The organism is Streptomyces sp. NPDC026673, assembly GCF_040638135.1.
In the GTDB taxonomy this organism is placed as follows: domain Bacteria; phylum Actinomycetota; class Actinomycetes; order Streptomycetales; family Streptomycetaceae; genus Actinacidiphila.
The window spans coordinates 60,458-79,371 of sequence record NZ_JBEZXR010000001.1; the positions used below are offsets into that span (position 1 = coordinate 60,458).

General features: G+C 72.0%; 11 protein-coding genes and 4 tRNA genes. 5 read left to right on the forward strand and 10 right to left on the reverse strand.

Annotated features, from left to right (window positions below):
• Window positions 1–57: 57 nt before the first annotated feature.
• The 6 genes from hrpA to AB0F62_RS00335 all read right to left on the reverse strand — a co-directional run bounded on the left by hrpA (window position 58) and on the right by AB0F62_RS00335 (window position 6,892).
• Window positions 58–3,975, reverse strand: coding sequence for an ATP-dependent RNA helicase HrpA (gene hrpA / locus AB0F62_RS00310; RefSeq protein ID WP_361790130.1), 3,918 nt, complete (start codon window positions 3,973–3,975; stop codon window positions 58–60).
• A 253-nt stretch (window positions 3,976–4,228) separates the two neighbouring features.
• Window positions 4,229–4,302: transfer RNA gene (locus tag AB0F62_RS00315), tRNA-Phe, on the reverse strand.
• Between the two features lie 4 nt (window positions 4,303–4,306).
• Window positions 4,307–4,381: transfer RNA gene (locus tag AB0F62_RS00320), tRNA-Asp, on the reverse strand.
• A 323-nt stretch (window positions 4,382–4,704) separates the two neighbouring features.
• A tRNA-Glu gene (locus AB0F62_RS00325) sits at window positions 4,705–4,777 on the reverse strand.
• A gap of 80 nt (window positions 4,778–4,857) precedes the next feature.
• Complete coding sequence (locus AB0F62_RS00330; RefSeq protein WP_361790133.1) at window positions 4,858–6,393, reverse strand: metallophosphoesterase; 1,536 nt, start codon at window positions 6,391–6,393, stop codon at window positions 4,858–4,860.
• Between the two features lie 148 nt (window positions 6,394–6,541).
• Window positions 6,542–6,892: a metallopeptidase family protein gene (locus AB0F62_RS00335; RefSeq protein WP_361790136.1), complete on the reverse strand. Its 351-nt coding sequence runs from the start codon at window positions 6,890–6,892 to the stop codon at window positions 6,542–6,544.
• Window positions 6,893–8,011: 1,119 nt separating this feature from the next.
• On the opposite strand from AB0F62_RS00335, the gene AB0F62_RS00340 reads away from it, so the two are divergent.
• The 3 genes from AB0F62_RS00340 (at window position 8,012) to AB0F62_RS00350 (ending at window position 11,994) form a co-directional block, all read left to right on the forward strand.
• A complete protein-coding gene (locus AB0F62_RS00340; protein WP_361790139.1) occupies window positions 8,012–10,078 on the forward strand; it encodes a DEAD/DEAH box helicase in 2,067 nt (688 codons plus the stop codon).
• A 204-nt stretch (window positions 10,079–10,282) separates the two neighbouring features.
• Window positions 10,283–11,830, forward strand: a complete 1,548-nt coding sequence (locus AB0F62_RS00345; RefSeq protein ID WP_361790142.1) for an amino acid permease — start codon at window positions 10,283–10,285, stop codon at window positions 11,828–11,830.
• A 91-nt stretch (window positions 11,831–11,921) separates the two neighbouring features.
• Window positions 11,922–11,994, forward strand: a tRNA-Lys gene (locus AB0F62_RS00350).
• A 139-nt stretch (window positions 11,995–12,133) separates the two neighbouring features.
• Here the strand turns inward: AB0F62_RS00350 and AB0F62_RS00355 are convergent.
• Window positions 12,134–12,436 carry a hypothetical protein gene (locus AB0F62_RS00355; protein ID WP_361790145.1) on the reverse strand — a complete coding sequence of 101 codons (303 nt, stop codon included), beginning with the start codon at window positions 12,434–12,436 and terminating at the stop codon, window positions 12,134–12,136.
• 282 nt (window positions 12,437–12,718) lie between these two features.
• Window positions 12,719–13,150 carry a hypothetical protein gene (locus AB0F62_RS00360; protein ID WP_361790148.1) on the reverse strand — a complete coding sequence of 144 codons (432 nt, stop codon included), beginning with the start codon at window positions 13,148–13,150 and terminating at the stop codon, window positions 12,719–12,721.
• Between the two features lie 296 nt (window positions 13,151–13,446).
• On the opposite strand from AB0F62_RS00360, the gene AB0F62_RS00365 reads away from it, so the two are divergent.
• Window positions 13,447–13,821, forward strand: coding sequence for a YidB family protein (locus AB0F62_RS00365; protein ID WP_361790151.1), 375 nt, complete (start codon window positions 13,447–13,449; stop codon window positions 13,819–13,821).
• Between the two features lie 94 nt (window positions 13,822–13,915).
• Here AB0F62_RS00365 and AB0F62_RS00370 read toward each other — a convergent pair whose 3' ends face one another.
• Both AB0F62_RS00370 and AB0F62_RS00375 read right to left on the reverse strand, forming a co-directional pair.
• On the reverse strand, window positions 13,916–15,814 hold the full coding sequence (locus tag AB0F62_RS00370; protein WP_361790154.1) for a SpoIIE family protein phosphatase: 1,899 nt from the start codon (window positions 15,812–15,814) through the stop codon (window positions 13,916–13,918).
• Window positions 15,815–15,833: 19 nt separating this feature from the next.
• Window positions 15,834–16,514 (reverse strand): class I SAM-dependent methyltransferase, encoded by a 681-nt coding sequence (locus tag AB0F62_RS00375; RefSeq protein WP_361790157.1) that lies wholly within the window; start codon window positions 16,512–16,514, stop codon window positions 15,834–15,836.
• Between the two features lie 315 nt (window positions 16,515–16,829).
• Between AB0F62_RS00375 and AB0F62_RS00380 the strand changes: the two genes are divergently transcribed.
• The gene (locus tag AB0F62_RS00380) at window positions 16,830–18,899 is read left to right on the forward strand and encodes a hypothetical protein (protein WP_361790160.1); all 2,070 of its coding nucleotides are present in this window, start codon (window positions 16,830–16,832) and stop codon (window positions 18,897–18,899) included.
• The last annotated feature ends 15 nt before the right edge of the window (window positions 18,900–18,914 follow it).

Here is an 18,914-nt window from a genome sequence, read left to right on the forward strand (position 1 = left end):
TGTTCCTTGGCCGCGAGGAAGACTGTACAGCAGGTCAGAGGGTGATTGCGAACCCGATCAGCCCCAGGCTTCGTCGAGGGCCTTGAAGATGCGTTTGTCCGAGACGGGGAACGCCGTCCCGAGGGCGTGCGCGAAATAGCTGACCCGCAGTTCCTCGATCATCCAGCGGATGTCACGCACCCGCTCGGGGACCGGCCGCCCGGCCGGCCGGGCGGCCAGCAACTCGGCGTACTCGGACTGGATCTCCCGGACCTTCTCCATGCGCGTGGTGTCGCGCTGGACGCCCGTGGGCATCTGCTGGAGCCGGCGGTCGACCGCCACCAGGTAGCGGAGCAGGTCCGGCAGCCGGCGCACGCCCGCGGCGGTCACGAAACCGGGCCCCACGAGGGCCGCCAGCTGCTCCTTGACGTCCGTGAGGTTGGCGACCAGGGCGAGGCTCTGGGTGGCCTTCAGACGACGCTCACAGGCCTGCCAGGCGGCCAGCACCTGGCGCACCTGGGCGACCGTCCTGACGGTCAGCTCGACGAGGTCGGCGCGCACCGAGTCGTACAGCTTCCGGAAGGACTCCTCGTCCCAGGCCGGGCCGCCGTGCTCGGCCATCAGCCGGTCGGCGGCCGCGGTGACGCAGTCGTCGAACAGGGCGGCCACCGAGCCGTGCGGGCTGCGCGACAGGGCGAGCTTGTCCTGGTTGGACAGCCGGTCCGCGGCGAACTTCGCCGGGTTCGTGGGCACGTTCAGCAGGATCAGCCGGCGGGTGCCGCGCCACATCGCCGCGGCCTGTTCGGCCTCGGTGTCGAAGAGCTGCACGCCCACGGTCTCGCCCTCGTCGACCAGCGCCGGGTACGCCTTGACCGGCTGCCCGGACCGCCGGGTCTCGAAGGTGCGCGGCAGGGCGCCCACCGTCCACTGCGTCAGCCCCGTACGGCGCTCGATGCCGATGGAGCCCGCGGCGTCGAAGGCCTTGCTGATGGCGGCCTTGGTCTTCGGCCGCAGCTGCAGCTTGAGCGCGTCGAGGTCCTTGTCCTCGGCCAGCTTGCGGCGGCGCTCGTCGGTCACCCGGAAGGTGATCTTCAGATGGTCCGGGACCCTGGCGAGGTCGAAGTCCTCGGCGGTGACGGGCACGCCCACCATCCGCTGCAGCTCCCGCGCGAGGGTCTCCGGAAGGGGGTCCTGCACGGGGACGACGCGGTCCAGGAAGGCCTTCGCGTAGTTCGGCGCCGGCACGTAGTGGCGGCGGATCGCCTTGGGCAGTGAGCGGATCAGCTCGGTGACGACCTCCTCGCGCAGGCCCGGGATCTGCCAGTCGAAGCCGTCCGGCGTGACCTGGTTGAGCACCTGCAGCGGGATGTGGACGGTCACGCCGTCCGCGTCCGCGCCCGGCTCGAACTGGTACGTCACACGGAACTTGAGCTTCCCCTGGCGCCAGGAGTCGGGGTAGTCGTCCTTGGTGACGGCCTCGGCGTTCTCGTTGATCAGCATGGAGTGCTCGAAGTTGAGCAGCTCCGGCTCCTCGCGGCGCCTGTGCTTCCACCACGAGTCGAAGTGCGCTCCCGAGACCACGTGTTCGGGGACCAGGCGGTCGTAGAAGTCGAAGAGCGTCTCGTCGTCGACGAGGATGTCGCGGCGCCGCGCCCGGTGCTCCAGCTCCTCGACCTCGGCCAGCAGCTTGCGGTTGTCGAGGAAGAACTGGTGGTGGGTGCGCCAGTCGCCCTCGACGAGCGCGTTGCGGATGAACAGCTCGCGACTCGTCTCCGGGTCGATCTTCCCGTAGTTGACCTTGCGGTCGGCGACGATCGGCACGCCGTACAGCGTCACCTTCTCGAAGGCCATGACCGCGGCCTGGTCCTTCTCCCAGTGCGGCTCGCTGTAGGACCGTTTCACCAGATGCTGGGCGAGGGGCTCGATCCACTCGGGTTCGATGCGGGCGTTGACCCGCGCCCACAGCCGCGAGGTCTCCACCAGCTCCGCCGACATGATCCACCGCGGCGGCTTCTTGAAGAGCGAGGAGCCGGGGAAGACCGCGAACTTGGCGCTGCGGGCGCCCAGATACTCGTTCTTGCTGTCGGTGTCCTTCAGTCCGAGGTGCGACAGCAGGCCGGCCAGCAGCGACTGGTGCACGTGCTGGAGGTTGACCTCGTGGTCGCCCTCGGCCAGCTGGATGCCCATCGTCTTGGCGACCGTGCGCAGCTGGCTGTAGATGTCCTGCCACTCGCGGATGCGCAGGTAGTTGAGGTACTCGGTGCGGCACATCCGGCGGAAGGCCGAGGAGGACAGCGCCTTCTGCTGCTCGCGGATGTAGCGCCACAGATTGAGCAGCGCCATGAAGTCGCTGGTCTCGTCGGCGAAGCGGCGGTGCTTCTCGTCGGCCTGCTGCTGCTTGTCCTGGGGGCGCTCGCGCGGATCCTGGATCGACAGCGCCGCCGCGATCACCATGACCTCGCGCACCACGCCGTTGCGCTCCGCCTCCAGCACCATGCGGGCCAGCCGCGGGTCCACCGGCAGCTGGGAGAGCTTGCGGCCGGTCTGGGTGAGCTTCTGCCCGTCCAGCGCGCCCAGCTCCTGGAGCAGCTGGACGCCGTCCTTGATGTTCCGGGCGTCCGGCGGGTCGATGAAGGGGAAGCGGGCGACGTCGCCGAGGCCGGCGGCGGTCATCTGCAGGATGACGGAGGCCAGGTTGGTGCGGAGGATCTCGGCGTCGGTGAACTCCGGCCGGGACAGGAAGTCGTCCTCGGAGTACAGCCGGATGCACACGCCGTCCGCGAGGCGGCCGCAGCGGCCCTTGCGCTGGTTGGCGCTGGCCTGGCTGATCGGTTCGATGGGCAGCCGCTGCACCTTGGTGCGGTGGCTGTAACGGGAGATGCGGGCGAAGCCCGTGTCGATCACGTACCGGATGCCCGGGACGGTGAGCGAGGTCTCGGCGACGTTGGTGGCCAGCACGATGCGGCGGCCCGCGCCGCGCTGGAAGACCCTGTGCTGCTCGGCGGAGGAGAGCCGCGCGTAGAGCGGCAGCACCTCGGTGAAGCGCAACTGCCGCTTGTTGAGGGCGTCGGCGGTGTCGCGGATCTCCCGCTCGCCGGAGAGGAAGACCAGGATGTCGCCGGGGCCCTCGGCCTGGAGCTCGTCGACCGCGTCGCAGATCGCGGTGATCTGGTCGCGGTCGTCGTCGGACGCGTCCTCCGCCAGCAGCGGGCGGTACCGCACCTCGACCGGATACGTACGTCCGCTGACTTCGACGATCGGCGCGTCGCCGAAGTGGCGGGAGAAGCGCTCCGGGTCGATGGTCGCGGAGGTGATGACGACCTTGAGGTCGGGGCGGCGGGGCAGCAGCTGGGCGAGGTAGCCCAGGATGAAGTCGATGTTGAGGCTGCGCTCGTGGGCCTCGTCGATGATGATCGTGTCGTACTGCTGCAGCTCGCGGTCGGTCTGGATCTCGGCCAGCATGATGCCGTCCGTCATCAGCTTGACCAGCGTTCTGTCGCCGACCTGGTCGGTGAAGCGGACCTTCCAGCCGACCGCCTCGCCCAGCGGGGTGCGCAGTTCCTCCGCCACCCGCTCGGCGACCGTGCGGGCCGCGATCCGGCGGGGCTGGGTGTGGCCGATCAGACCGCGGACGCCACGGCCCAGTTCCAGGCAGATCTTGGGGATCTGGGTGGTCTTGCCGGAGCCGGTCTCGCCCGCGACGATCACGACCTGGTGGTCGCGGATCGCCTCGAGGATCTCGTTCTTCTTCTGGCTGACCGGCAGCTGCTCGGGGTAGTCGATCGCGGGTATGGCGGTGCGCCGCGACTCGACCTTCAGGGCGGCCTTGTCGATCTCCGCCCCGATCTCCGTCAGCACGGCGGAGCGGGCCTCGGGCTTGCGGATGCGGCGTGCGCCGTCCAGGCGACGGCCGAGGCGGTGCGCGTCGCGCAGGGTGAGCTCGGCCAGTCGTGCGCCGAGCTCGCCGAATGCGGGGGAGGGGGGCTGCGTAGACATACGCGTTCCAGCATCGCATCCGCCGCAGCCCGCGGGCGAACGCATTAAGAGGCCGCGCGGACAGGCGGGGCGGCGTCGCGTTCCGACGGCTCTCGCCCGGCGGCGTTGTGGTCGGTCGCCGGTCGCCGGCCCGGCCGGCGTTCGTGGGCTCGTCCGGCGATGCCCGCGCGGGCACGGCGGCTCGGACTCCGGGCACAGCGAAACGCCCGCCTCGAGAACCTCGAGACGGGCGTTCCTCCCTTTGCAGGGGCTGTGGCTGGGGCCGGGGTCGAACCGGCGACCTATCGCTTTTCAGGCGATCGCTCGTACCAACTGAGCTACCCAGCCAGCGCGGTCCTGACGGGATTTGAACCCGCGGCCTCCACCTTGACAGGGTGGCGAGCACTCCAAACTGCTCCACAGGACCTTGCTTTGCGCTCTGCGCGAGAGACATCCTCCCACACGTTTGTGCGTGCTCCCAACGGGATTCCGCCGCGCCGTGCGAGCTGCGGATCGCCTGAGTGTGACTGCCGGTCGGTGATTCTCGGTGACCGGTCGGACACGCACTGGCGGGCCGATCTCGCTGGACCAGCGTATCAGACCCCGGACGGTGCCACGCACGTGTGACCTGCGGCCCTGTCCGGGGCGGCACCTCTTTCGGGTCCGGAAAACACAGAAGGCAGCGCCACCGGTGGACCGGTCGCACTGCCTACGCGTGCATGGTCTGCGGGACGACGCAGACGATGTGGGTGCCCCCAACGGGATTCGAACCCGTGCTACCGCCTTGAAAGGGCGGCGTCCTGGGCCACTAGACGATGAGGGCTGAACGGCCCGCCGGGCGGAAGTCGGCCGTCGGGACAGGTCAGCAGCATATGGGATGCGACGGGGGATCGCCAAAACGGTTTACGGGCTGGTCGTCGCCGTGGCGGAGGGCGTTGGGGAGGGGGTGGGCGACGGCGGGCGTCCCGGCGTGACGTCCTCCGGGAGGTGCCGGGAGACCTCGGCGGTGGACAGGCCGAGCCCGCCCAGGGTGATCTCGTCCCAGGCCTGGAGCGTGTGGGTGTCCCGGTCCAGATAGAGCACGGAGGCCTCCACCTTCTGGGGGGTGTCCCCCTCCACCGCGCGCAGTCCGCCGCCGCCCGTCGTGCCCTGGACCATCAGCCGGCTGCCCTGCTTCAGGACGCCGACGTCCCGGGTGTGGGTGTGCCCGGCCAGGAGCAGCGGGACGATGCCGTCCGACTGGGCGGCGGCGATCGGGTTGTGGGCGATGGCGATGTCGACCTTGGCGCCCGTGGCGTTCTGCCGCCGTACGGCGTCGGCCAGCTTCTGCCCGGCCACCCGTTCCGCCGGGTCGCCGGCCGCCGCGACCGAGCGGTCCGGGGTGAACTGGGGGTCGCCGATGCCGGCAATGCGCAGTCCCTTCACGACCACGGAGCGGCCGTCGTCGACCACGTGCGCGTTGGCCCGGCTCGCGACCGCGCGCTGGCTGTCCATGGAGTCGTGGTTGCCGCGGACGAAGACGTAGGGCGCGCCGAGGTCGGGGATGGCGGAGGTGAAGCCGTTCTCGGCGGTGGTGCCGTGGTCCATCAGGTCGCCGGTGTCCACGATCACATCGATCTTGTACTCGGTGACGACGGACTCGATGATCTGCCAGGCCACCGGGTTGAGATGGATGTCCGAGACATGCAGCACGCGCAGGGTCGTCGGGTCCGGGTTGTACGCGGGCAGCGTGGACGTCGCGTCGTACAGCCGGGTCATGTTGGTCACCAGGCGGGCGAGTTCCTGCTGGTAGATGTCGAAGTCGCTGACGATGCTGCGCGCGTTGCCGACCACCGAGGGGGCGCTGCTCAGCAGCCCGGAGAAGCGGGGCTCCAGGACGCTGCGCGGGTTCCAGGTGCCGTACGCGGTGCCCGCGCAGGCCACCAGCACGGCCAGGGACAGCCCGCCCGCGGCGAGCGCGCGGCGGGGCCTGCGGTAGACGACGAGGCCAAGGGCGGTCGCGCCGGTCAGCGCGGCCACCGAGGAACGCAGCGCGAGTTCGGCCGTGCTGCGCTCGACGTCGGCGGTGACCTCGCTCTGCAGTCCGCTGAGCCGTTCGGGGTGCCGTACGAGGGTCCTGGCCCGCTCGGGGTCGAGTGTGTCGACGTCGACGACCAGGCGGAGCGGGCCGTCGTGGCTGTCCAGCTGGAGGGCGCCCAACGGTGAGACGTTCACCTTGGTGTCCCCGGTCCAGGACGGATGCAGCGACATCCGGGTGTTCATCGGGCCGACCGGTTCCTCGACGCTGCCGAGCACCACCAGGCCGAGCCAGCCGCCGACCAGCGTCACGGCCAGCAGCCCGAGCGCGCCGAGGTACGGGCGGGCGGGGGCGGCGGGCAGTGCGGGCGCGGGCGGGGCGGCGGTGCGGCGACGGCGCCACAGGTCACGGATGCGGGGCACACGAGAGCGAACACGGACCATTGCCGACGTATGCCCCGGGCCGTCACGGGCCATGCCCCGCCGCCGGGGTCCGGCGCGCCCCGTGCCGCGAGCGCGCGCAGTCCGGACGCCGGGGGTCCGCGGCGCCAACGTGCCGGGAGCGGGCGCCTCAGCCCCAGCCGAGTTCGTGCAGGCGCTCGTCCTCGATGCCGAAGTGGTGCGCCACCTCGTGGACGACGGTCGTGGCGACCTCGTCCACGATCTCCTCCTTCGTGCCGCACATGCGCAGGGTCGGGCCCCGGTAGATCGTGATCCGGTCCGGCAGGACGCCTGCGTACCACTCCCCGCGCTCGGTCAGCGGCGTCCCCTCGTACAGCCCGAGCAGCTCCGGGTCGGAGGGGTCGGGCTCGTCCTCGACGAACACCGCCACGTTGTCCATGACCCGGGTCAGCTCGGGCGGGATCCGGTCCAGCGCGTCGCTGACCAGTTCCTCGAACGCTTCGCGTGACATCTCCAGCACACCGCCATTGTCCGGGACGGACGGCCGTTCGGGCAGCGTTCGACGCGGATTGGCGTCGGGCGGGCGAGGTGCCTTCGACGGCGGCGCCGGCCCTGCGCGGCGGGGTGCGGCCCGTACCGGCGGGTGCGGCGGACGAGTTGGAGCCGCGCGCGGCGCGTCGCCCGGGCGGGAGACCGGACCGCGCGGGCCGTCGGGGTGACCGTCGGGGTGACCGGTGGGGGCGTGCGACGGGGGCGTGCGACGGGGCGTCGGCGCCCCGCGCATCGTCCCTGCCCGTGGGCCCGACGCCGGCGGAGCGGCGGGTGCGCGCCGCGCGGGGCGTGTCCCCGAGGGCCGCGTGCCCGTTGGACAGCGCGGAACCCGATTTCCCGACGACCGCCGGTGGATCCGCCGGTCTCGTCAGATTCCCCAGAGGTGCCCCCGTGACCCCTGCCACCGCCCGCGCGCGTACGGCGGCCGTACTGCTCCTGCCCGTGTTCGCCCTTGGCTCCGTGACCGGCTGTGTGAGCGTGGACGGGAAGGGCGGCGACGCCCAGCCGAAAGGTGCCTCGTCCGGTGTGGCCGGAGAGGCGGGCGGGACGGGGGGTACCTGGGAGGACGGCGGCATGGTGATGCCGGGCGCGGGCGGCCCGGGCGGGGCGGAGGGACGGTCGGGGGGACACTCCCCGGGGTCCGGTTCGCCTTCGGCGTCCGCCGAGGAGTCGGTCCCGGGGCCGACCCAGGGGCCGGGCTCCCACAGCGGGAAGCCCTCGGGACGGCCGTCGTCCTCGGGGCGGCCCTCGCACTCCGCGCCCCCGTCGGACCGGCCCTCGACGACCCCCTCGCCCGGCGACACCTCCCCGCCGCCGTCCGGGGGCCCGTCGCCGGAGCCGTCGCCGTCCAGCGCCCCGTCGGTGAACGGGGCAGCATGAGGCATACAGGGGACCGAGAGGACCGAATTGGCCAAAGCGGTCTCGTATGCGTATGCTGGCAGATCGTTTGATCCCACTGCCCGGCGCCGAACCGAAGCGCGCCGCGTTGGCGCGTTCCTTTTCTCCTGTGGCTGACCGCATCGAGGCGGTTGTAAGCAACCTCCGGAGCTGGCGCGTGCCGAAATCTCCGAGAGGTTTTAGCTTCAGCATGTCTATTGACACTGCCGACCGTTCCGCCATGCCCATCGACACCGACGGCACCGACGAGGCCGTCACCGAGGAGCACTCCGCTCCCGAGACCCCCACCGTGACCTTCGGCGACCTCGGTCTGCCCGAGTCCATCGTCCGCAAGCTGGCGCAGAACGGGGTGACCACCCCCTTCCCGATCCAGGCGGCGACGATCCCCGACGCCCTGGCCGGCAGCGACATCCTCGGCCGCGGCCGCACCGGGTCCGGCAAGACCCTCTCCTTCGGTCTGCCGCTGCTCACCTCGCTGGCCGAGGGCCGCACCGAGCGGAAGCGCCCGCGCGGCGTGATCCTCACCCCGACCCGCGAGCTGGCGATGCAGGTCGCCGACGCGCTGCAGCCGTACGGTGACGTGCTCGGCCTGAAGATGAAGGTCGTCTGCGGCGGCACCTCCATGCAGAACCAGATCTACGCCCTGGAGCGCGGCGTCGACATCCTCGTCGCCACCCCGGGCCGGCTGCGCGACCTGATCGAGCGCGGCGCCTGCTCGCTGGACCAGGTACGGATCGCCGTCCTCGACGAGGCCGACCAGATGGCCGACATGGGCTTCCTGCCCGAGGTCACCGAGATCCTCGACCTGATCCCGCAGGGCGGTCAGCGGCTGCTGTTCTCCGCCACGCTGGAGAACGAGATCGACACCCTGGTCAAGCGGTACCTGAAGGACCCGATCACGCACGAGGTCGACCCCTCGGCGGGCGCGGTCACCACCATGACCCACCACGTCCTGGTCGTGAAGCCCAAGGACAAGGCCCCGGTCACCGCCGCCATCGCCGCCCGCAAGGGCCGCACCATCATCTTCGTCCGCACCCAGATGGGCGCCGACCGCGTCGCCGAGCAGCTGCGCGACGCGGGCGTCAAGGCCGACGCCCTGCACGGCGGCATGACCCAGGGCGCCCGCACCCGCACGCTGGCCGACTTCAAGGACGGTTACGTCAACGTCCTCGTCGCCACCGACGTCGCGGCCCGCGGCATCCACGTGGACGGCATCGACCTGGTCCTCAACGTGGACCCGGCCGGCGACCACAAGGACTACCTGCACCGCTCGGGCCGTACCGCCCGCGCCGGCCAGTCCGGCACGGTCGTCTCGCTCGCCCTGCCGCACCAGCGCAAGCAGATCTTCCGGCTGATGGAGGACGCGGGCGTCGACGCCTCGCGCCACGTCGTCGGCGGCGCCGGCGCGTTCGACGAGGACGTGGCCAAGATCACCGGTGCCCGGTCGCTGACCGAGGTGCAGGCCGACGCCGCGGGCAACGCCGCCCAGCAGGCCGAGCGTGAGGTCGCCGACCTCACCAAGTCGCTGGAGCGCGCGCAGCGCCGCGCCGCCGAGCTGCGCGACGAGGCCGACCGCCTCACCGCGCGCGCCGCCCGCGAGCGCGGCGAGGACCCGGAGGCCGCCGTGGCCGCCGCCCAGGCCGAAGCCGCGGAGGCGGCCGCCGCCGCGGCGGCCGTCCCGGCCCAGGCCGCGGAGGAGCCGCCGTCCGAGCAGCGCGGTTTCCAGCGCCGCGACGACCGGGGCAACTACGAGCGCCGCCGCGACGACCGCCCGTCGTTCCGCGACCGGGACCGCGGTGAGCGTGGCGACCGCGGGTACGAGCGTCGTGACGACCGTCCGTCGTTCAACCGGGACCGTCGTGACGACCGTCCGTCGTTCAACCGGGATCGCCGTGACGACCGTCCGTCGTTCAACCGGGACCGTCGTGACGACCGTCCGTCGTTCAACCGGGACCGTCGTGATGACCGTCCCTCGTTCAACCGGGACCGTCGTGACGACCGTCCCTCGTTCAACCGCGACCGCGACCGTGACCGCGGCTTCGACCGTCGTGACGACCGTCCGGCGCGCTCCCACGAGTCGCGCGACCGCCACTTCGGCGGCGACCGCCCCGTCAACCGGGACCGTCGGGACGACCGCCCGTCGTTCAACCGCGACCGTGACGCCAACGACCGCCGCCCGTACGGCCGTCGTGACGACCATCGCCCCGGCGGGTTCGACCGCCGTACGGACAAGCCGCGCTGGAAGCGCAACGGCTGACCGAGGTTCACCGGGAAGGGCCCGGCGGATGGACATCCATCCGCCGGGCCCTTCGGCTTTCCCGTTCTGTCGCGTCCCGTCCCGTCTCGTTCCGGTCGGGCCCCCAAGGCCGTCTTCGGCGCCGGGCGCCCGAAGGATAATTACGGTCAATTTCGGCCAGGCGTAGACGCATGTCATGCCCCCAGCGAGGGAATCGCTGGGGGCATGACAATTCCAAAAGGCACGGACGAGGCCGGGACTCCCCCGGCCCCGGTCTCCGACGAGGAACGCCTCCGCCAGCTCGGCTACACCCAGGTGCTGGCCCGCCGCATGTCCGCGTTCTCCAACTTCGCGGTCTCGTTCACGATCATCTCGGTGCTGTCCGGCTGCCTGACGCTCTACGCGTTCGGCATGAACACCGGCGGCCCCGCGGTCATCACCTGGGGCTGGATCGCCGTCGGCCTCATGACGCTGGTCGTGGGCCTGGCGATGGCCGAGATCTGCTCCGCCTACCCCACCTCCGCCGGCCTGTACTACTGGGCCCACCGGCTCGCCCCGTCGCGCAGCGCCGCCGCGTGGGCGTGGTTCGCGGGGTGGTTCAACGTGCTCGGGCAGGTCGCCGTCACCGCCGGCATCGACTTCGGCGCCGCGAGCTTCCTCAACGCCTACCTGGACCTGCAGTTCGGCTTCGCGAGCACCCCGGGCCACACGATCGTGCTGTTCGCCGCGATCCTGGTGCTGCACGGTCTGCTCAACACCTTCGGCGTCCGCATCGTCGCGCTCCTCAACGACATCAGCGTCTGGTGGCACGTGCTCGGCGTCGGCCTGATCGTCGGCGCGCTGGCCTTCGTGCCGGACCGGCACCAGTCGACCTCGTTCGTCTTCACCCACTTCGTCAACAACACCGGCTGGGGCAGCGGCTTCTACGTCGTCCTGCTCGGCCTGCTCATGGCGCAGTACACCTTCACCGGCTACGACGCCTCCGCCCACATGACCGAGGAGACCCACGACGCGGCCACCGCCGGGCCGCGCGGCATCGTCCGCTCCATCTGGATCTCGTGGATCGCGGGCTTCGTGCTGCTGCTCGGCTTCACCTACGCCATCCAGTCGTACGGCAAGGTCCTCGACACCCCGACCGGGGTCCCGCCGGCGCAGATCCTCATCGACGGCCTCGGCGACGTCGGCGGCAAGCTCCTGCTGCTCGTCGTCATCGGCGCCCAGCTCTTCTGCGGCATGGCCTCCGTCACCGCCAACAGCCGCATGATCTACGCCTTCTCGCGCGACGGCGCGCTGCCCTTCTCGTCGCTCTGGCAGCGCATCAACCCGCGTACCAAGACGCCCACGAACGCCGTCTGGCTGGCCGCGCTCGGCGCGCTCGTCCTCGGCCTGCCGTATCTGATCAACCTCACGGCCTATGCCGCCGTGACCTCCATCGCGGTGATCGGTCTCTACATCGCGTACGTCATCCCCACCTTCCTGCGCCTGGGGAAGGGGGACGACTTCGAGCGCGGCCCCTGGCACCTCGGCCGCTGGTCACGGCCCATCGGCGTCGTCGCCGTGATCTGGGTGGCCTTCATCACCGTGCTCTTCATGCTGCCGCAGGTGAGCCCGGTCACGGTCGACACCTTCAACTACGCCCCGATCGCGGTCCTCGTCGTCCTCGGCTTCGCCGCGACGTGGTGGTTCGCCTCCGCCCGCACCTGGTTCCTCCGCGACCGGGGCCCGGCCTCCGCCGAGACCCCCGCCGCGGCTCCGGCCGACACCCCCGGCTGACCCGCAGGCACCCCCTCGCCGGCGGCGGCCGCGCCGCACGGGCCGAATGCGCTCGGAGCCACGGCCGCCGTCCGGCTATGCTGCGGGGTGCGGGCCGTTAGCTCAATTGGCAGAGCAGTGGACTTTTAATCCATTGGTTGTGGGTTCGAGTCCCACACGGCCTACCGGCAGCGGCCCTGTCCAGGCGTCATCTGGACGGGGCCGCTTGGCGTTTCACCCCATGGGAACGGGCGTCTGCCGGCCCGCTGCCTGTGGCATGCCGAAGGCCCCGACCGGGGGGCGGGGCCTTGGAAGCGGCCTGATTCAGGGTGTCGTCGCAGCGTCGTCCGTGGCGTTGCTTTGGATCTTTTCCCACTCGCTGACAGCTTCGACGCCGAGGTGAGCCGTGGTGTCGTCGTCGAGCCCCTCACACTCTGCGGGCCATTCGCCGTTCTTGCCCTCGAGGTCGTGGTCCTTGAGCAGCTGGACCAGGGCGGCCTTGCAGGCGGCCTCACTGGGTTCGGATGTGCCGCAGGCCGTGATGGGCGCGGCGAGGAGCAGAACGGCGATGGTGGCGGTGCGGATGCGCATGGTTCCCTCATGATCTTGCTGGTTGAGGGGCATCATGTGCGGGATCGTGGCCGGGCGTCTACTGGGTGATCGTTCTGTGACATGCCGAAGCTCCCGGGGACCGGTTCTCCGCCGGGGGGCTTTTGGGTATGGCGATCTGCCGCGCGTGCCTTCCTCGTGAAGGAGCGGCTGTGGCATTTCGGCGACGCGCCCGGGGACGGAGCGGCCCGGGCGGGTGGCGCGTGCGTCGGCGTCGCCGCGGGGCGCGTCGAGTGGAGGCGCGGGCATGGCACGGCCCGGCCTCGCTGCCGCGTGGCCGGGCCGAGGTCGGTGCGAGGGTCAGGCGTCGCAGAACTTGAGGCGCTTCAACGCCTCGTTGATGGCCTTGCCCTGCGCATCGGTGATCTCGTTGCCGTGGTACGTGAAGCGCTGGCTGGCTTCCCGGTCCACTTGGGCGCTGTTGCTGTTGATGGCGGCGCACTGGTTGCGTGCCGCGTCGATGGACTTGTCGGGATCCTTGGCGAAGTCGGGGTTGATGGCCTGAAGGGCGGCGATGAGTGCGGCCCGCTCGGCTCCCGTGGGGATCGGTGGGATGCCGGCGTCGGCGGCGGCCTTGTCGCGGTCGACCTGGGACAGCGGGGCCTCGGACGACACGGCGGACTTGACGGACTCGGGCCCCTCGGCCGCGGTGTCCTTGGTGGAGCCGCAGCCGCTGAGGGTCATGCCCGCGGCGGCGAGCAGCAGTGAGGTGGTGACGATGTGCAGGCGCATGCCGGGATTATGACGTTTCGCCCCGGCTTTGGTGTCGGAGGCGCGTGGCGGCATGGCACGCGCGTGCCGTGCCAGGACCGGCCTTCCGGCGGCGGGAGCCTCCCGGCATCACCCGAATGGCCTAATCGGTACGGCGGCGGCAGGCCGCTCGTGCTGGCCTGGAAGGGGGCGTAAGAGCGAGGTGACACCGCGCGTGACCTGTGCCAACAACATGTCGGCCGCCCCCGTTCGCCGACCGGCGCAGTCTCCGTTCCGCCGTGCGTCACCCGCAGAGAGCACGACCACGGGAGTAACCCATGGCTGACCCGACGAAGAGCAGCGGCGGCGGCATGATGGACGAGCTGCAGGCGCTACTCGAGGGTGCGACGAAGCTCCTGAGCGACAGCGGCCTGAAGGGCGTCGTCGACTCCTGGCTCGGCAACGGCCCCAACGAGCCGGTGACCACGAGGCAGATCGAGAACGCCTTCGGCGCGGACAAGGTGGCCGAAGCCAGCAAGCAGGCAGGCGTCAAGCCCGACGCCCTCGCCGCCGAACTCCCGGACGTCATCGACAAGGCGTCGCCGTCCGGGAAGATCGACGTACGTCACAGCTCTCTCGAGCCGTCCGCGGATCCCCGTAAGGAGACGCTGATCGACGTGCTGGGTCGCACCATCACCGACCGCAAGGGCTAGGCCGCGGCCACCACGAGGGGGCCGTCGCTCGTCACGGGCGACGGCCCTCCGTGCCGCGTACCGGCGCCCGCCCCGGCCTGCGCGCGGCGAGCCGTCACCCCGGGGTCGTGCCGCGACGCCGGGCCTCCTCGGGGATCGGAAGCTCGAACCAGACGACCTTGCCCGTGCCCAGGCGGCGCGCGCCCCAGTGGGCGGCGAGCCGGTCGACGACGTGGAGGCCCCGGCCGCTCTCGTCGTCGGGCCCGGCCCGGCGCAGGCGCGGGACGAGGGAGGAGTCGTCGCCGACCTCGCAGCGCAGCACGTCGGTGCGCAGGAGGCGGAGGGTGATCGGCCGGGAGGCGAACCGGACCGCGTTGGTGACCACTTCGCTGACGAGGAGTTCGGTCGTCTCCAGCATCGGGTCGAGGCCCCAGCGGTGCAGCGCGCGGCGCGTGAGGCGCCGGGCGCGGCAGGCGGTCTCGGGCTGGGGGGCGAGGTACCAGTAGGCGACGCTGTGCGTGGGGAACCCGTCGAAACGGGCGGCGAGCAGCGCGATGTCGTCGTCGCGGGAGCCGCCGGGGCCGAGGTCGCCGAGTGCCTGGTCGCACAGGACCTCCAGGGGCGGCGGCAGGAGGTCGCGGCCGGGGGTCTGGACACGGGCGAGCAGGTTCTCGACCCCGGTCCAGATGTCGTGGCCGCGGGACTCGACGAGGCCGTCGGTGTAGAGGAGCAGGGTGGCCCCGCTGGGGGCGGGCATCTCGACGGTCTCGAAGTCGATCCCGCCGACGCCGATCGGCGCGCCAGCGGGGACCGGCAGCACCTCGCCCTTGCCGCCGGGCAGCAGGAGCACCGGTGGCAGGTGACCGGCGTTGGCGATCAGCAGCCGGTGCGAGATGGGGTCGTAGACCGCGTACAGGCAGGTGGCGATGTGCTCGATGCCGAGCCGCTGGGCCTGCTCGTCGAGGTGGTGCAGGACCTCGTCCGGCGGGAGGTCGAGCCCGGCGAGGGCCTGCACGCTGGTGCGGAGCTGGCCCATGATCGCGGCGGAGGTCATCGAGTGGCCCATGACGTCGCCGACGACGAGTGCCACGCGGCTGCCGGGCAGCGGGATCGCGTCGTACCAGTCGCCGCCGACCCGGGCGGTCTCGGAGGCGGGCAGGTAACGGCTGGCCAGCCGGACACCGGTGGGCTCGGGGAGGGAGGCCGGGAGCATGGTGCGCTGCAGCGCGTCGGCGACGGAGGCCTCGTGGCCGTACATCAGGGCCTTGTGGGCGCCGAGCGCGGTGTGCGTCGCGAGTTGCGAGGCGACGAGCAGGTCGTCGGCGGTGAAGGGCGCGCGTTGGGGGCGGCGCAGCAGGGAGAGGGTGCCCATCAGGCGGTGGCGGCCGTGCAGCGGGGCGATGATCAGGCGGCGGTCGGGCGGCAGGGCGCCGGGCGGGCCGACCACCGGGCCGAGCAGTTCCCTGGCGGCGGGCGCGAGGCCGGGGGCGTCGCCGAAGACCGGGCGGCCCTCCATCAGCAGCCGGGTGAGCCGGCCGCTGACGCTGAGCCGGACCCACTCGGACACCCCGCGCTGCGCCGGGTGGTGGACGCAGCGCAACGCGATCGGCGGCGGCTCCGGCGTGACGGCCTCCGCGTCGGGCGACGGGAGTCCGGGGGCCGGCCGTTCCGGGGGGTGCCGCTGCAGGGGGTGCAGATGCAGGACGACGGGATCGGGGATGTCCCGCTCCTCCGTCTCCTCCCCGCCCAGGAGCGGATCGTGCAGATGGACGAAGATCGCGTCGGCGAAGGCGGGGACGGCCGCCGCGTCCAGTTCGCGCAGTGTCTCGTCCAGGTCCATGCCGGCGGCGATGCGCCGGGTCGCCGCGTCGAGGTAGCGGAGCCGGTCGGTCTGCGGCCGGCCGGGCGCGCGGGGAGCGTCGGCGTCACGGGGCCACAGTGCGCGCCGCTCGGCCGGTTCCGCTCCGCCCCCGGTGGCGCCGGGGTCTTCGTCGGGGGTGCGGTGCCGCGCCACGTCCTGGTCCCGTCCCGTCTCAGCCGATTCGCCGGCAGCAGAGGAAGACCTGTTCCTCGGGCGGTACGTCGCTGAAGGCCGGGGCGTAGGTGTACGAGAACTCCTTGACGATCTCGAAGCCGCCCGACTCGATCACGTGGAGCAGTTCCTCCCGGAGGTAGCCGGAGACGCGGATGGTGCAGCCGAGGAACGGTATGGCGAAGTCGTCCACATCGGCCTCCACCATCGACAGGGCGAACAGCCCCTCCGGCACGAGCAGATGACGGATCGTGCGGAGCGCGTGCGGGATCTCGGCGCGCGGCAGCATCAGCAGGGAGAAGAAGGCCGCGACGGCGTCGAAGTGGCCGAGGGAGGCCGGGCCGCCGGGGCGCAGGTCGGCGATGTCCAACTGGTGGAAGGTGGCACCGGGGACGTACGTCCGTGCGAGCTCGAGCATGCCGGCGGACAGGTCGACGCCGACGACGTCGAACGCCGCGTCGCTCAACTGCCGTGCGGTGGGGAGCCCCGTGCCGCAGCCGAGGTCCAGTACCCGGGACCCGGGCGGCAGGCTGTCCACGAGCCAGAGCCCGGCGGAGGACTGCCCCTCCTTGTGCGGGAAGGCCTCGTCGTAGCGGTCGCCGATGGCGTCGAAGGCCTCGGCCTGGCCGCTCCGGTCAGGTCGGCCGCTCTCATAACCGCGCCACACGGTCTTGTCGATCACGAAAAAATCCCTTTCGTGCCCAACTCCGATTATCCCATGGAGGTCTTATGTCGCCTCTTGGTGGAAATCGTCCCCTCTCTGCGCAGGGGTCGTGGCGGGTGCGGGGGCTCCGGGAGAGCGCTGGGGTCACATGGGGCATCCGGCCCTTCTCTCTCCGTGCACGGCCGCGATCCGCCGGTCCGTCCGTAACGGACGGGGCGCGTGCGCCGGGGTGGACCACGCCCGTATCGTGGGGCCACCGCACGCCGGCCCGGGGCCGCTCCGCCGCGCGTACGCCGCCGCCGCCCACCGCACTTGCCAGGAACCGGACCTCATATGACCGCACCCTCCTTGCACAGCACCGCCGACATCGCCTCCCTCCCCGCGGAAGTGCGCGACGACCTGCGCGCCTACGCGGAGCTCGGCGGCTTCACGGTGACGACCGACACCCACGCCTGGTACGCCGCCGTGGACACCGTCGCCGGCCCCGAGGAGGCCCGCGCGGCCTCGACCGCCCTCGCCGAACTGCGCGGCCGTGACCTGCCCGCCCTGAGCGCCGCCGCGCGCAGCCTGGCGGAGGCCGAGGCCCTGGGCATCGACGCCCCCCGCACGGTGGCCGAGAGCAGCCTGGCCGTGGCACTCCTGCTGCGTGTGCGGCTGACGCTGCGCACGCTCACCCCCGACACCTACGACGTGGCCGACGCCGAGCTGGACGAGCTGGTCGCCGCCACGGCGAGCGCCGCCTGGCGCCGCGAACGCGGGGTGAAGGTGACCTGGCTGCGCCGCCGCGCCCTGCGCGGACGCGTCCGCGGGCTGGCCACCGGGCGGCCGCGGCGCGACGCCGTCCACGCCGCCCTCGCCTCGGCGGCGGCCGAACGTACCGACTGGGCCGCGCTCGGCGGTGCCGGCCGCCCTGCCGTCCCCGCGGACACGGACTTCCTCGACGAAGCCTCCCGCGCCGCCGAGGCCGCCGTCACCGGGCTCGGCGAACTGAGCCGCCTCCTGCGCCCCGAGAGCGCGCTGGACACCCTCCCCTTCGAGGAACTCGCGGAGCTGCTCGAGCGCCTTGCCGCGGACGAGGGCACGCTGTACCGGCTGCCCAACCTCAGGGCCACGCGCGCCCGCCTGGAGGAGCAGGGCCTGGGCGCCGTGCTCGCGGAGCTGACGGAGCGTCGGGCGGACGCGGCCGAGGTCGTCGCGCTGCTGGGCGAGGCGGAGACCGCCGCCGTCCCCGAGCCCCGGACCGCGTCCGAGCCCGAGGGCGAAGCCGTCGCGGAGGTTGTGGAGCCGGAGGCGGTTGCCGAGGCTGAGGCAGAGGCGGTTGCCGAGGAGCCCGTGGTTGAGGCTGCGGAGGAAGTTCCTGCCGCGGTGCCGGTTGCCGAGGCGCCCGTTGCCGAGGAAGCGGTTTCCGCGGAGGCCGTGTCGGCCGCGCCGGAAGCGGTTGCCGAGGAGCCGGCAGCCGAGGCCGACGAGAAGGCTTCCGTGGCGGAGGTCGAGCCGGCCCCCGTTGTCGAGGTTGCGGTTCCGGTCACGGAGGCGGAGCCTGCGGCTGAGGCTGTCGAGGCCACCCCCGTTGCCGAGGAGCTTTCTGCTTCGGAGGCGGAGGTCGTGGAGCCGGCGCCGGTTGTCGAGGCCGCCCCCGTTGCCGAGGCGGAAACGGTTGCCGAGGAGGTTTCTGCTCCGGAGGCGGAGGCTGTGGAGGCCGCTGCGGAGGTGGAGCCGGAGCCGGTCGTTGAGGCCGCTGTTGTCGAGGTCGAGGCGCCGGTCGCGGTGGCGGAGCCGATTGTCGAGGCCGCTCCGGTGGTTGCGGAGGCTGAGCCCGCGGTTGAGGCTGTCGAGGCCACCGCCATTGCCGAGGAGCTTTCTGCTCCGGAGGCGGAGGTTGTGGAGCCGGCGCCGGTTGTCGAGCCTGAGGCCGTTGTTGAGGAGCCTGTGGAGGAGGCTGCCGAGGCGGAGGTCGTGGAGGCCGCTCCGGTGGTCGCGGTGGCGGATCCGGTTGTCGAGGCCGCCCCCGTTGCCGAGGAGGTTTCTGCTCCGGAGGCGGAGGCTTTGGAGGCCGTTGCGGAGGTGGAGCCGGAGCCGGTCGTCGAGGCCGACGTTGCCGAGGTCGAGGCTCCGGTCGTGGTGGCTGAGCCCGCGGCTGAGGCTGCACCCGTTGCCGAGGCGGAGCCGGTTGCCGAGGAGCCCGGGGGGCGGCCGGGGAAGCCGTCGATCACGCCGGGCAAGGCCGTGACGGCGTACTCGGCGGAGGAACTGACCGCGCTGGTGCGGTGGATCGACGGCGACGGCGAGAAGCGGTCGGACGACGAACTGCTGCGTGCCGCCATGAAGGAGCTGGGCTTCGCCCGGCTCGGTCCGCGCATCAAGGAGGCGCTCGGCGCGGCGGTCGCCGAGGCGCGCGCCTGACAGGACCGCACCGTA